This window comes from Gracilimonas sediminicola (genome assembly GCF_024320785.1).
Taxonomy (GTDB): Bacteria; Bacteroidota; Rhodothermia; order Balneolales; family Balneolaceae; genus Gracilimonas; species Gracilimonas sediminicola.
The window spans coordinates 629,250-642,925 of the sequence record NZ_JANDBC010000002.1; the positions used below are offsets into that span (position 1 = coordinate 629,250).

Here is a 13,676-nt window from a genome sequence, read left to right on the forward strand (position 1 = left end):
TCATGAGCTGAAGTACTCGTCAGTCTTCCAATTTTCGGGATTCCGCTTTATATAGTTTGAGATTGTTTCAAATGATTTCCTATCTCTAATTATGTGATCGTAATATTTGGGTTGCCATTTAAAACCCGCATCAATTTTTCTGGCACCTTTAGTGACTCCAATTTTGAACCCCCGGATAATTGAAGGCAGGTTCCTGGATTGAGGTCCGAATTTGTTCAGTGATTTTTGACGGCTCCGGGACTGATAAGCTCGGTTTTGTGTATCTACGTTATTTCGGCCATCATTTTCTTTATTAATGATAATGATTCCATGAACATGATTGGGCATAATTACAAATTCACCCAATTTTACGAATGGAAAATGTTCTGGTATTGTCCGCCAACAAGATTCGGAAATTTTACCTATTTCTGTTAATTGCAGAATGTTTTGATTCGAACGTAGAGACACAAGATTATGTGTCTCTACGTTATGGACAATGTCTCCGAAATAGTTCAATCGATTATGCGTACATATGGTCACAAAATAGACCCCGTTCCAATCATAATCCCATGATTTTAATCTTACAGTTTCTGTCCGATACCTACCCCGTCTTTTATTCATCTTCTCTTTCCCCTTTTTGCAAATCTGTCATTTTGAAACGACATTCCTCTAAAATAGAAAAATATTAATCAGCTGAAATCCTGATGAGATCGATACCTTATATATTGTTCATTTTATTATTCACTTTTAATAGCGGCTTCTCACAGGATCGTCAACGCCCCCGCGACCTTGGGATTAAACCGGGTATTTTAACTCCGGGTCCATTGAATGCCATAACCGATGTGGAAGGTGTACAGGTTGGGCATAAAACAATTATGGAAGGAGATAATATCCGAACCGGGGTAACCATGATTTTGCCCCATGATGGAGATCTGTTCAAAAGCCGGGTTCCGGCAGCTGTCTATGTTGGTAATGGCTTCGGAAAAGCATTAGGCTTTACACAAATCCGGGAACTGGGCGAGATTGAAACTCCCATCGGGCTTACTAATACGCTGAGTATTCATACAGTAGCAAACGGCATAACAGATTATGTTCTGCGACAGCCCGGCAATAAAAATGTACGCTCGGTAAACCCGGTGGTTGGAGAAACCAATGATGGATGGTTGAATGATATCCGAGGGCGGCATGTGACTATTGAGGATGTTTTTGAGGCCATTGAAAATGCCCGATCAGGTTTGGTTGAAGAAGGAAGCGTGGGAGCCGGAACCGGTACTTCTGCACTGGGATTTAAAGGAGGAATCGGAAGCTCATCCCGTCAGCTACCCGCAAAGTTTGGTGGCTATACCGTAGGTGTGTTGGTTCAGTCAAATTTTGGAGGTGTGTTAACAATAGACGGTGCACCGGTTGGGGAAGAACTGGAGAATCATTACCTGTCCAGCGAAGTACCTTACGATGTGGACGGTTCTGTAATGATTATCGTAGCTACCGATGCCCCTCTCCTTTCCAGAAACCTCGAGCGGCTGGCTAAGCGAGCATTCCTTGGAATATCCCGGGTGGGTGGCTTTGCCTCCAATGGCAGTGGAGATTACGTGATTGCTTTTTCAACCCATAAAGATGTACGTATTGAAGGGGCAACCTCCGGCTCAACCCAAACCTATACGGAACTTAAAAACTCGGCCAACACCCCTCTTTTTCTTGCAGCTGTAGAAGCAACCGAAGAAGCCATCCTAAATTCCCTGTTTATGGCTACCACGGTAACCGGAGACCGCGGCCACACCCAACAGGCTCTTCCTATACCGGAGGTATTGGAGATCATGGAAAAGTATAACCTGCTGGAACCGTAGCATACGTTCTGATGTATTGATAGGTGATTATTGTTTTAGGCAATGTCTTAAAGTACATTCTACCTTTTACTCTTATAAACATTTTGAAATGCCCTGCTTTCTCAAGAAAAATATAATCGCCTGTGTTATCCTGCCCGCGGTTCTGTTATTTGTGGCATTTCCCTTTGTATCTGTTATCGGGCAGTCTTCACAATCCATCACAATACAGGGACGGGTTTTAGATAAAGAGAATGGCTCGCCGCTGGTTTCCGCTCATGTTTACATTTCACAAACCAAAGTGGGCACGGCCACCGATCGTAATGGAGAGTTTAGCTTTACCACAAAAATGAGTGGAGAAAAAACCCTGGTTGTTAGTTTTTTGGGATTTAAAACCAATGCCAAATTGATTGATCTTGATGAGGAGAAAACGCCGCTGACTTTTGTTTTTGAGATGGAGCCGAATCAATTTGATCTGGACCAGGTGAATGTATCAACCTCAAATAAAGAGTGGCTGAATAACTTCGGGAAGTTCAGAAGGTATTTTATCGGTGATGATGCCCTGGCTCAGCAAACATCCATTGAGAATCCGTGGAGCATAAGTTTTGAAACAGATAAAAATGATAATCTGGTGGCCACTGCCTCCCAGCCTTTGATTGTCAAAAACGATGCTCTTGGCTATGAAATTGAAATTGACCTGGTGAATTTCACCTTGTATAAAAATGAAGATGCCAGTGCTTACACCTACTATTCCAGTTTTACAGAAATGTCGCCGGAAAAAAATTCGGACATCAATAGCTGGAATACCAATCGCGAACGAGCATACAAAGGCTCCTTCGAGCATTTCCTGATTAGTTTGTATAACGATAACCTTCGAGTCAATGATTTTGAGGTAGTGTACCTGGGCAGCTTTGATCCGTTTACCATTAATGAGTTTATAAAAACCACCCCCGAGGAAAACATCACAAATGAGCAGGGTGTAAAAGTGTATCGCCTTGAAGACCCCGTTGACGTTTTATATGGAGATAGAAATAACAACTTTCATCAGAGAGAACGCTCCCGGATTACTCCCCTCACAGAGGTAGGTGTATTTATAGTTACTGAAGACGGGAAACTGAAAAACCCAAAGTCATTACGACTCGATGGAGTTTGGGCTTCGCACCTGATCGCTAATCTTTTACCTATAGAGTATTATAAGAATTAGGTTTTCTCGGCTGTTTATTCCTTTATATATACTCGATTGAAAGGCCGCTCTTAAATAGTCTACCACTCTCTCCCACAACCCAAAAATTACCCCTCATTTTCCGCACTGAATAATCTTCAATCCGGCATAGAGCGTGTTTACCCCATATATATACAAGATATGTTTGGCTTTTAAAAAAGTTGCTTCAATAGGCAAAAAACCCACACCGGCATTGATTTAACTTTCTGAGGGAAAGCTCTTGACACAAAGTGGTACTTTAGGGTACATTGTGGGGTGAAGTGGGAGATAGTGGGGACTGCTCTCCTTTTGATCTAATTTAAGCAATCTAAAACACGCAGGGATATCGTGCCAAGTTTTAAAGGACAATACGAGCATAGTATAGATGCCAAAGGCCGCGTAGCCTTCCCTGCCAAGTTACGCAAATCTTTAAGCCCCGCCGCACAAGAACGCTTCACTATTGTACGCGGACAGGAACCTTGTCTTTATTTATATCCCGAAGACGAGTGGTCGAATGTTGAAGAGAAACTGTCGCGCATAAATAACTTCACAAAAAAAGGCCGCCTGGCTAAACGAAACTTCCTGCGCTACGCGGAAGATGTGTCCCTTGATAAGCAAAACCGGATAGCCCTGCCCTCTGACCTCACTGAATATGCAGAAATTAACGGGAAAGCCGTATTCCTCGGAATGGGCGAGTATATAGAGGTATGGGATCCTGAGAAATTGGCCGAGGTTGATGAAGCAATGGACGACGGTGCCTTCGAAGAGATTTTTGAACAAGTGATGGGAGATGAACCGGAAACCGATGGTGCTTGAGATGACGACATATCACCAACATATCCCGGTTTTACTTAATGAATCGGTAGAAGGACTTATCACCGACAAGGATGGCCTATATATAGATGGTACGCTTGGCGGCGGAGGCCATTCCAAAGAAATTTTAAAACACCTTGGTGAAAACGGACGGCTATACGGCATCGACCAGGATGATGAGGCACTTGAAGCTGCTTCATCCAATATTGGCGATGACCCCCGTTTTACCCCCATAAAAGGTAATTTTGGCTACCTGTCCACCCTTCTACCTCCCCAAACCCACGGACAGGTAGCCGGAATCCTTTTGGATTTAGGAGTTTCAACCCACCAGATTAAAGAAGCAGAACGGGGATTCAGCTTTCAGGAAGACGGACCGCTGGATATGAGAATGGGAAATCTTTCCGGTGTATCTGCTTACCAGGTGGTTAATGAATATGAATACGAAAAGCTGCGCGATGTCATCTTCCACTATGGAGAAGAAAAGCAGAGCCGGCAAATTGCCCGGGCCATTATTGAAAATCGCCCAATCGAAACAACCGGTGAATTACAATCCGTGGTTTCATCCGTTGTAAACAAACGTTTTGAAGTGAAATCACTGGCGCGGGTATTTCAAGGTATCCGCATTGAGGTAAACCGCGAGCTCGATATGCTTAAGCGAGTGATGGAAGAGTCACTGGAAGTTCTGAAGCCCGGCGGACGTATTGTAGCTATTTCGTACCACTCTCTCGAAGACCGTATTGTAAAACGCTTTTTCAAAGCCGGCAACTTCGAAGGTAAAGTGGAAAAAGACTTTTATGGAAACCCGATATCCCCCATAAAGCCTGTAAACAAGCAGGTTATTACCCCCAAAAAAGAAGAGGTTTCCGTAAACCCGGCCTCCCGAAGCGCTAAACTTCGGATAGCCGAGAAGATAGAAGGAGGCGACTCATGATCGTGCAATCCCCACTTAAAAAGCATGACATTCGTCCCAACCTTCGCAAAGTATCTCTGCCCGACAATAAATCTTCCTCCCCAAAACAACGTCGGACAAAGCATACGGCAAAAGCGAACTCCAAAATTGGCCTCCCCAAGGTCAAACCCTGGAAGGTGATTGTAGGAAGTATCATCATCGGGGCACTGGGTTTGCTCTATCTTACCCATGTATTCTCAACCCAGCGACTGTTAGATGAAGTTCAGACGCTGGAGGCGGAATACAATCGGGCACGGGCTCAGTACGATGAGCTCAAACTTCGCTACGACCGAATGATCGGTCCGGCCGAGATATACCGAAAAGCCGAAGAACAGGGTTTCGTAAACGGCGGTCCGGCAGATAAAGTCATCATCATAAAAAAGGATTAGTAGTGATGGATGAACGCACTGCCATATTAAGCCGAATGTTTATCGTTCTTGGGTTGATACTCCTCATCCCCTGCGCCTTGGGTTTCCAGCTCATTCGCATTAATTATGTGGAAGGAGAAGAATTGCGCGAACTCTGGAGCAAGCAAGCCGTGGATCAGATCCCGATACCTGCCCAGCGCGGCAACATCTATGATGCCAATGGCACCCTGCTGGCAACCAATGCCGTGGACTACAAACTGGCTTTTGACCCTAAAGTAACGGTAAACGGGAAAGCCGGCGTACCCAAAGAGCAGGTTGAGCAGCTGATCACCAAACTATCCGCTTTAACCAAAAAGAGTGACTCTTTTTACAGAACAAAAATAAATTCAGCACCTGCCCGCTCCCGCTACATCGTTCTTGAAACCAACTTATCGGTATTAGCCAAAGATCAGATCAAAGCTCTGGATATTGATGGCGTTATACTGGAAGAAAACTACCGGCGTAAATATACCTTCGGTACGCTTGCGGCTCATACGTTAGGGTTTGTGAATCATGAAACCAACGGACGAATTGGACTGGAGGCCTATTATAATGAGGAATTAAAAGGAGAAGATGGTGTCCGCCAGGTACGCCGCGATCCCTTTAACCGGATTTTCGAATATGTTGGGGCACCCAAAAAACTTCCCCGCAACGGATACTCATTACATACCACCATTGATGCCTACCTGCAGGCCATCCTCGAAGATGAACTAAAGGCCGGCGTAGATAAGCATCTTGCCAATTACGGGACGGGCATCATCCTGGATCCTAAAACCGGAGCCATTAAAGCCCTGGCAAATTATCCAACATTTGATCCCAACTATCCCGGGAGTAACAATGAAGAAAACCGCCGGAACTTTGCTATTTCTGACATGATCGAGCCCGGTTCTACCTTCAAACTGGTTACAGCCATTGCTGCTGTAGAACAAGGTGTGGTTGATTTTAATGAAGTTTTTGAGACGCCCGATGACGGTGAAGTTGTAATACATGATCTTGTACTAAGAGATCATGATCCGCTGGGCGACCTTACCTTTAAAGAGGTTATCCAGAAATCATCCAACGTAGCAACGGCAGAAATTGCCATGCGGATGGACAAGGAAGTCTTTTACCAGTATGCCCGAAATATGGGTTTTGGCTCCAGCACCAACATTGACCTGATTGGTGAAGTGGAGGGAAGGCTTGCAAAACCTTACGAATGGAGTTTGGTAACGCTGCCCTGGATGTCGCACGGATATGAAATCCAAACCACTCCGCTGCAAATCGCACAGGCTTATGCGGCTTTTGCAAACAACGGAAAGATGATGCGGCCTTACCTGGTAGAGCGAATTGAGGACAAAAACGGGGAAGTTGTTTCTGAACACGAACCGGTAGAAATCCGCCGAATTGCTAAGAAATCTACCTTAGACAAACTGTATCCTATTTTTGAAAGTGTAGTTGCTGATTCCGGAACGGGTGACCTCGCCCAGGTGAACGGGCTGAGAATAGCCGGGAAAACCGGAACCGCCAAGAAAGTGGTTAATGGCCGGTACACCAATAACTATCGGGGCTCATTTGTAGGCTTCTTCCCGGTTGAAGATCCACAGTATGTATGCCTGATTCTTTTGGATGAACCCCGAACAAGTGGTTATGGAGGATTTACCGCTGCACCTATTTTCCAAAATGTGGCTAAGCGAATTGCGGGACTGGATAACAACATTCAGCAGAATATGAAAGTTGGTGAAGAGCAGAATCCAAATTTTGTGCAGGTTCCGTTTTTGAAAGGACTTAAAAAGAAACAAGCTATTGAATTACTTACCGGGTTGAACATTCCTTATGAAGTAAATGGTAAAGCCGGCTATATCACGAAGCAAACTCCTGAAGCAGGCACTCAAATTAACATTGGACAAGAAATTTCTTTAACGCTTTCGGAAACTTATGCGGCTTCTGACAGTGCAAAAGTGAAAGACGGATATGCTGAGATTCCCAACCTGATTGGCATGAACATGCGTCAGGCCACCAACCTGCTTACCGAGCGTGGACTCGAAACCGAGATCATTGGCTCAGGAACCGTATTTGCACAGTATCCCAAAAAGGGAGAACTCCTTCGAAAAGGATACAGCGTAACGATTCGCGGTAAAGCGAAATCACTGGAATTACTCACTCAAACTGAAAAGCGATAATTGACGATAGATAAACTCATAGAAATTTGTAACCCGCTGCACGTCACAAATAAAGATTTTGATGGTGAGATAACTACGTTCGCCATCGATTCCCGTGAGGTGAAGGAAGGTACAGTCTTTATCGCCATTCGCGGCACACAGGTTGACGGGCATATGTTTTTGGAAGATGCCATCGGCCGTGGAGCCAAGGTTATTATCTGTGAGGAATCCTACTACACTGAAGCTGATGTATGTGTGATTGAAGTTGAAAACACACAGAAACTGGCCGGACCTATTGCCCAGGCTTTTGCGGGGAACCCGGCAGAACAACTCAAAGTGATTGGCATTACCGGAACAAACGGCAAGACCACTACCGCAACCCTGGTGTACCAGGTTTTATGCGCCTGTGGTGAAAAAGCCTCGCTCCTTGGAACGGTAAGTAAACGAATTTTAGAAGAAGTACTCGACAGCAAGCTTACCACTTCCGACCCTATTGAACTTGCCAATGACATGAAGACCATGGTAGAAGCCGGTTCTGATTACCTGGTTATGGAAGTTTCATCTCATGCTTTAGATCAGGACCGGGTGGCCGGAATTGATTTTGAAGTAGCTGCTTTCACGAATCTCAGCCAGGATCATCTTGATTATCATGAAAACCTGGATGAATACGCAAAGGCCAAAAAGATTTTATTCGACAATCTCCCCGAATCCTCAACCGCTGTCATAAACGCTGATGATGTGCAGGGAGAGTTTATGCTGAAGGATTGCAAAGCCGGGAAATCATTACTCAGCTTTGATAATGAATCGGCTCATATCCTGAAAAATTCTTCTGATGGAATTACCATTGTGGTGAATGAGGAAAAAATTGAGAGTCCGCTTATAGGAACCTTTAACGCCTATAATGTAGGTGAAGCATTTCTCATTTGCCGGGCACTGGGCCTGGATGCCAAAGATATTGCAGCCGCATTAAGTAATGCTAAAGGGGCCGCCGGACGTATGGAGCCGGTTACTGTTGAAGGAGATAACCTCCCCATCGTTATAGTGGATTATGCCCACACCCCGGATGCCCTTGAAAACGTTTGTTCTACCCTTTCTTCTGTGAAAGAAGCTAACCAAACTCTGACTGTGATATTTGGCGCCGGTGGAGATCGGGATTCAAGCAAACGCCCGAAAATGGCCAAAGCAGCGGCTGAGTTTGCTGACAAAATTATTGTAACCAGTGACAATCCCCGCACAGAAAATCCTGATTTAATTATCGCAGATATACTGGACGGATTTGAAGTGCTTGATAACGTGAAAAGCATTACCGATCGAAGACAAGCGATTCAACAAGCGATTGCAGATGCAAACGGAAATGAAATTATCCTGATTGCCGGAAAAGGCCATGAGGATTATCAGGAAGTAGATGGCAAGCGCCATCACTTTGACGACCGGGAAATTGCCCGCGAATCTTTAACACAAAAAGCCGGGGGAGGAAACTGATGCTGCACGAACTTTTTACCTGGCTTGATGCTACTTATGACGTTCCCGGTACCGGAGCCGTCGCTTTCATTTCTACCCGAACAGCGCTGGCTGCCGTTACTTCCTTGCTGATCAGCCTGTTTGTTGGTAAGAAAATCATTCACTGGCTGAGTAAACTTCAGCTGCGGGAAGTGATTCGGGACGACATTGGATTAGACAGCCACCTCGCCAAAGGCGAAACGCCAACCATGGGCGGTGTCATTATTATCCTGGCAATCGTTATTCCTGCCCTTTTGTGGATGAAGATGGAAAGCATCTACAGCTGGCTGATTGTATTCGTAGTCCTGGCCTTGGGAATCGTTGGCTTTATTGATGATTACATCAAAGTGGTGAAAAAGGATAAAAGCGGACTCGCTGGATGGTTTAAAATTGCCGGTCAGGTAATTGTTGGTCTGGTTGTGGGTGCCGTACTGTACTTCCATCCTGATTTTGAGACCTTTAATTCCCTTTCAACGGTTCCTTTTCTAAAGAATGTAAACATTGATTACGCCTATTTCGGTGAAACTTTAGGCTGGATGATTTATCTCGGGGTGGCTGTTTTTGTGATTACAGCCGTGAGCAACGCAACCAACTTAACGGATGGTTTAGACGGACTTGCTGCCGGAACATCCGCCATTTGTGGGATTGTATTCGCCATTTTTGCCTACGTGTCCGGCCGGGTTGACTTCTCCGGATTCCTCGACATTATGTACCTGCCGGGAGCCGGTGAGCTCACCATTTTTGCGGCTTCACTGATTGGAGCCTGTATCGGTTTTCTGTGGTATAACACGAATCCGGCCTCGGTTTTTATGGGAGATACCGGTTCACTCGCATTAGGCGGAGCCTTTGGAGCCGTGGCTTTGATGCTGCACAAAGAACTTCTGCTCCCCTTCATTTGTGGAATCTTTTTTATTGAAACGCTTTCGGTGATTGTTCAAACAACCTGGTTCAAATACACCAAAAGAAAGTATGGTGAAGGCCGGCGTGTTTTTCTTATGACGCCCATCCACCATCATTATGAAAAGAAAGGGTGGCCTGAACAGAAAATCGTAGTCCGATTCTGGATCATCACTGTTTTATTGGGAATTCTAAGCCTGTTAACGCTCAAAATCCGATGAGAGAAGTGAAAGACCAACATATCGTTGTGATTGGCGCTGCCCGTAGTGGTATTGCCGCTGCTCTCCTCCTTCATAAAAAGGGAGCGGATATTTTTGTGTCTGATTACGGAACCATCTCGGAAGATGCGAAGAAGAAGTTGGAGTCAGCCGGAATTCCTTTTGAAGAAAACGGACACACAGACAAAGCAAAACAAGGTGATTTTGCCGTAGTAAGTCCGGGCGTGCCAACGGAAGCTCCTATTGTTCAGTATTACCTGAATGAAGGCAAGGAAGTGTTTTCTGAAATTGAAGTTGCCGGATGGTTCACTGATCAAAACATCATTGCCGTAACCGGAAGTAATGGAAAAACGACGGTTGCTAACTGGCTTGATCATGTATGGAAGACCGCCAAGCGGAAACACGCCCTCGCCGGAAACATCGGTGTGGCCTTTTCAGATGAAATTGACAGGAATAAAGGTGATTTCCTGCTGGAAGTGAGCAGCTTTCAGCTCGATCATATTAAAGATTTTAAACCGGCTGTGAGCTTGATTCTGAACATCACTCCTGATCATCTGAACCGCTACCAGCACAGCCTTGAGGCATATGCTGCTGCAAAATTCAGAATTACAGAAAATCAGACGGGGGATGACCGGTTCATCTTCAATTACGATGACCCCATCATCCAAAAACATGTTGAACAGCTAAAGCAAAAACAATCGGCTCCACAATTATGGGCGTTCTCCAACAAGCGGGAAGTACCTGAAGGAGCCTTTGTTCGCGACAATCAAATCATCTTCAAATTCAACAACAAAGAAGAATCCCTTATGTCAGTAGAAGAAATAGGACTACGTGGCAAGCACAATTTAAGTAATGGACTTGCCACCGCATTGGCAGCTCGTGCGGCTGAAATTAAGAATGAGGCGATACGCGAGAGCCTGAAAAGCTTCACCGGTGTGGAGCATCGCCTGGAACTGGCCCGCGAAGTTGATGGCGTGAAGTATATAAATGATAGTAAAGCGACCAATGTAAATGCGGTTTGGTTTGCTTTAGACAGTTTTCACGTGCCGGTTACGCTGATTTTAGGTGGCCGCGACAAAGGGAATGATTACAGCGAGCTGGAAGCTCAAATCCGCGAGAAAGTTCACACCATCATTGCAATTGGCGAATCCAAAGACCGGATTGAGAAACAGCTTGGGAAAGTAGCTCCCAACTTTGTTCGGGTGGAAACCATGGGCGGTGCTGTAAGGGCTGCAAAGAAAGTAGCTAAACGGGGTGAAGTCGTGCTTTTAAGTCCGGCCTGCGCCTCTTTTGATATGTTTGACAGCTACGAACATCGCGGCAAAATTTTTAAAGAAGAAGTGAATAAACTGTGAATGGATGCAAAGTAACATAGTGACAGAGTTACAAAGTGTGTTTAAGTACACACTTTGTAACTCTGTCACTCCAACACTTTGTCACTTTAAATAAAACATGATATACACGAGTCCACATAGCAATATTTCCAACATCATCGGCACTTCTGCTGAAGATATCGATACGCGCAAGCAAGGCAGCGATCGGTACCTGTTGATGTCGGTTGTGATCCTGATGACGTTCGGGATGCTGGCGGTGTATTCGTCTATCGCATTTTTTGCGGAAACCAAATCTACCACGGCCGGAACTTTGATTGTTGGCCACCTGGTGAAGCTTGGGATCGCATTCTTTGTAATGCTGATTGCCTCAAAGATGAATTATCACACCATTGCCAAATTCAGCCGGGTCGGTATGGTTATAAGTTTGCTTCTTTTACTGGCTGTTCTTGCATTTGGAACCGAACAGTTTGGAGCCAAGCGCTGGCTGAATGTAGGCGGATTTTCTTTCCAGCCGTCGATGGTTGCCACCGTGGCCCTTATGATTCACGTTTGTGTGCTGCTAAGTGAGAAGCAGGAATACATCAAGGATTTCAAAAAGACCTTCCTCCCCATCATGTTTTGGGTGATTCTGACCTGTGGGCTTATTGGTATCGAAGACTTCAGTAGTGCAGCCATCCTGATGGGGATTTGCCTGGTCATTATGTTTGTAGGCAGAGTAAGCGTAATTCAACTGGGCTCCCTGGTTGCCATTGGGATTTTGGGTGGAGCCTTACTGCTTGGCCAATCCACAAACCGTCAGGATAGAATTGAACAGTACCTGAATCAGATTAAAGAGATTCCAAGCGAGCACATCATCCAAGGCAGTGGATACCAGGCACAACAGGCTCATATCGCTATTGCCAAAGGTGAACTTATGGGCGTTGGTATTGGGAAAAGCTCACAACGCGACTTTCTCCCTGCCCCATACAACGATTTTATTTTTGCGATTATCGCCGAGGAATATGGACTGATCGGTGCGATGTCACTCATTTTTATTTTCACACTGATTTTATTCCGGGGCATCGTGTTCATCGCCCGGAATGCGGAAGACCACCTGGGTTCTCTTTTGGCCGTGGCCTGTACGCTCACTATTGTTTTTTATGGATTTGTAAACGCCGGGGTTGCCAGTGGCATCCTTCCGGTAACGGGACTCCCCATGCCTTTTGTAAGCTATGGCGGAACCAGCATGCTTTTTGCCGGCCTGATGGTGGGCATCCTCCTCAACATCTCGAAACATAACCGGGACCGGAGGACCTTGTTCTATGGATAAGAACCCACGCATTTTATTAGCTGCCGGCGGAACAGGCGGACACGTATATCCGGCTATTGCTATTGCAGATGCTCTGAAGAAAGAGCAAGCTGAAACGGAAATCCTGTTTGTTGGAACCAGAGACCATATGGAATGGCAGGCTGTTCCCAAAGCAGGCTATGATATCAGAAATGTATGGATCAGTGGTTTCCACCGTCGGTTCACCCTCAAGAATTTACTATTTCCGGTGAAACTGATGACCAGTATTGTACAAAGCCTTAGAATATTGTCGAGCTATAAACCGCATGTGGTGGTTTCCTGTGGAGGATATGTAGCCGGTCCTGTTGGATGGGTAGCCGGCAAAAAAGGTATTCCTATTGTGATTCAGGAGCAGAACAGCTTCCCTGGAGTCACTAACCGGCTGCTGGCGAAGTTCGCAACTAAGATATTTACGGCCTTTAAAGAGGCGGATCGATATCTACCCGAGGATAAAACGGAGATTACCGGAAACCCAACCCGTGCCACTTTAACCGGAGCTGACAGATCAAAAGCATTACAGTCTTTTGGGTTTGATGAGAGCAAGCCGGTGTTGTTAGTGATGGGTGGAAGCGGTGGAGCTAAAACCATAAACGAGGCGATGAAAGCCAATATCGAGCAGCTTCATAACAGTGCCGGATTACAGGTTATCTGGCAATGCGGAGCCCGATATTATGACGAGCTCTCTACCGAAGTCAATGAAAAAGAATTAGAAAACCTGCGGCTCACGGCCTTCCTCGATAATATGGCGGAAGCATACGCGGCTGCAGATTTGGTAATAAGCCGTGCGGGTGCAAGTTCCTGCTCGGAGTTAATGCTAACGGGAAAACCAAGTGTATTGGTCCCCTCTCCTAATGTTGCAGGAGATCACCAGACACAAAACGCTAAAGCAATGGTGGATGCAGGTGCATCTAAACTGTTGGAGGATACTGCTATGAAAGAGACCATGACAGAACTGGTGGAGCAATTAATCTTTGATCAGGAAAACCTGAAACGCATGAATCAGGCTGCATTGAATTTAGCAAAACCCGATGCCGCCAAGCTGATTGCCAAGGAAATATTAGAAATCGCAAAATCGAAGTTATAAGAACGCAGT

11 protein-coding genes are annotated in these 13,676 nt (G+C 45.5%); all 11 read left to right on the forward strand.

Annotated elements, in window-relative coordinates; all coding sequences use genetic code 11:
* Window positions 1–683: 683 nt before the first annotated feature.
* The 11 genes from NM125_RS12610 to murG all read left to right on the forward strand — a co-directional run bounded on the left by NM125_RS12610 (window position 684) and on the right by murG (window position 13,667).
* Complete coding sequence (locus tag NM125_RS12610) at window positions 684–1,823, forward strand: DmpA family aminopeptidase (RefSeq protein WP_255135301.1); 1,140 nt, start codon at window positions 684–686, stop codon at window positions 1,821–1,823.
* Between the two features lie 151 nt (window positions 1,824–1,974).
* The gene (locus NM125_RS12615) at window positions 1,975–3,003 is read left to right on the forward strand and encodes a carboxypeptidase-like regulatory domain-containing protein (protein WP_255135302.1); all 1,029 of its coding nucleotides are present in this window, start codon (window positions 1,975–1,977) and stop codon (window positions 3,001–3,003) included.
* Between the two features lie 345 nt (window positions 3,004–3,348).
* Entirely contained in the window at window positions 3,349–3,816 is a 468-nt protein-coding gene (mraZ, locus tag NM125_RS12620) for a division/cell wall cluster transcriptional repressor MraZ (RefSeq protein ID WP_255135303.1), read from the forward strand.
* Window positions 3,791–4,744: a 16S rRNA (cytosine(1402)-N(4))-methyltransferase RsmH gene (gene rsmH, locus NM125_RS12625; RefSeq protein ID WP_255135305.1), complete on the forward strand. Its 954-nt coding sequence runs from the start codon at window positions 3,791–3,793 to the stop codon at window positions 4,742–4,744. Before mraZ ends, rsmH begins: the two co-directional genes overlap by 26 nt.
* Entirely contained in the window at window positions 4,741–5,151 is a 411-nt protein-coding gene (locus tag NM125_RS12630) for a hypothetical protein (RefSeq protein ID WP_255135306.1), read from the forward strand. The genes rsmH and NM125_RS12630 overlap by 4 nt, the downstream gene beginning before the upstream one ends.
* A 5-nt stretch (window positions 5,152–5,156) precedes the next feature.
* A complete protein-coding gene (locus NM125_RS12635; RefSeq protein ID WP_255135307.1) occupies window positions 5,157–7,328 on the forward strand; it encodes a penicillin-binding transpeptidase domain-containing protein in 2,172 nt (723 codons plus the stop codon).
* Window positions 7,329–8,789 carry a UDP-N-acetylmuramoyl-L-alanyl-D-glutamate--2,6-diaminopimelate ligase gene (locus NM125_RS12640; protein ID WP_255135308.1) on the forward strand — a complete coding sequence of 487 codons (1,461 nt, stop codon included), beginning with the start codon at window positions 7,329–7,331 and terminating at the stop codon, window positions 8,787–8,789.
* A complete protein-coding gene (gene mraY / locus NM125_RS12645; RefSeq protein WP_255135310.1) occupies window positions 8,789–9,925 on the forward strand; it encodes a phospho-N-acetylmuramoyl-pentapeptide-transferase in 1,137 nt (378 codons plus the stop codon). The genes NM125_RS12640 and mraY overlap by 1 nt, the downstream gene beginning before the upstream one ends.
* On the forward strand, window positions 9,922–11,277 hold the full coding sequence (murD, locus tag NM125_RS12650; protein ID WP_255135311.1) for a UDP-N-acetylmuramoyl-L-alanine--D-glutamate ligase: 1,356 nt from the start codon (window positions 9,922–9,924) through the stop codon (window positions 11,275–11,277). The genes mraY and murD overlap by 4 nt, the downstream gene beginning before the upstream one ends.
* Window positions 11,278–11,374: 97 nt before the next feature.
* Window positions 11,375–12,565, forward strand: coding sequence for an FtsW/RodA/SpoVE family cell cycle protein (locus NM125_RS12655; protein ID WP_255135312.1), 1,191 nt, complete (start codon window positions 11,375–11,377; stop codon window positions 12,563–12,565).
* Entirely contained in the window at window positions 12,558–13,667 is a 1,110-nt protein-coding gene (murG, locus tag NM125_RS12660) for an undecaprenyldiphospho-muramoylpentapeptide beta-N-acetylglucosaminyltransferase (RefSeq protein ID WP_255135313.1), read from the forward strand. The genes NM125_RS12655 and murG overlap by 8 nt, the downstream gene beginning before the upstream one ends.
* Window positions 13,668–13,676: the final 9 nt, after the last annotated feature.

Excerpts from the sequence above, each read along its gene's own strand:
- NM125_RS12635 (WP_255135307.1), top strand. The coding sequence starts at position 5,157 with ATGGATGAACGCACTGCCATATTAAGCCGAATGTTTATCGTTCTTGGG.
- mraY (WP_255135310.1), top strand. The coding sequence starts at position 8,789 with ATGCTGCACGAACTTTTTACCTGGCTTGATGCTACTTATGACGTTCCC.
- murD (WP_255135311.1), top strand. The coding sequence starts at position 9,922 with ATGAGAGAAGTGAAAGACCAACATATCGTTGTGATTGGCGCTGCCCGT.
- NM125_RS12610 (WP_255135301.1), top strand. The coding sequence starts at position 684 with ATGAGATCGATACCTTATATATTGTTCATTTTATTATTCACTTTTAAT.
- NM125_RS12630 (WP_255135306.1), top strand. The coding sequence starts at position 4,741 with ATGATCGTGCAATCCCCACTTAAAAAGCATGACATTCGTCCCAACCTT.
- NM125_RS12655 (WP_255135312.1), top strand. The coding sequence starts at position 11,375 with ATGATATACACGAGTCCACATAGCAATATTTCCAACATCATCGGCACT.
- murG (WP_255135313.1), top strand. The coding sequence starts at position 12,558 with ATGGATAAGAACCCACGCATTTTATTAGCTGCCGGCGGAACAGGCGGA.
- rsmH (WP_255135305.1), top strand. The coding sequence starts at position 3,791 with ATGAACCGGAAACCGATGGTGCTTGAGATGACGACATATCACCAACAT.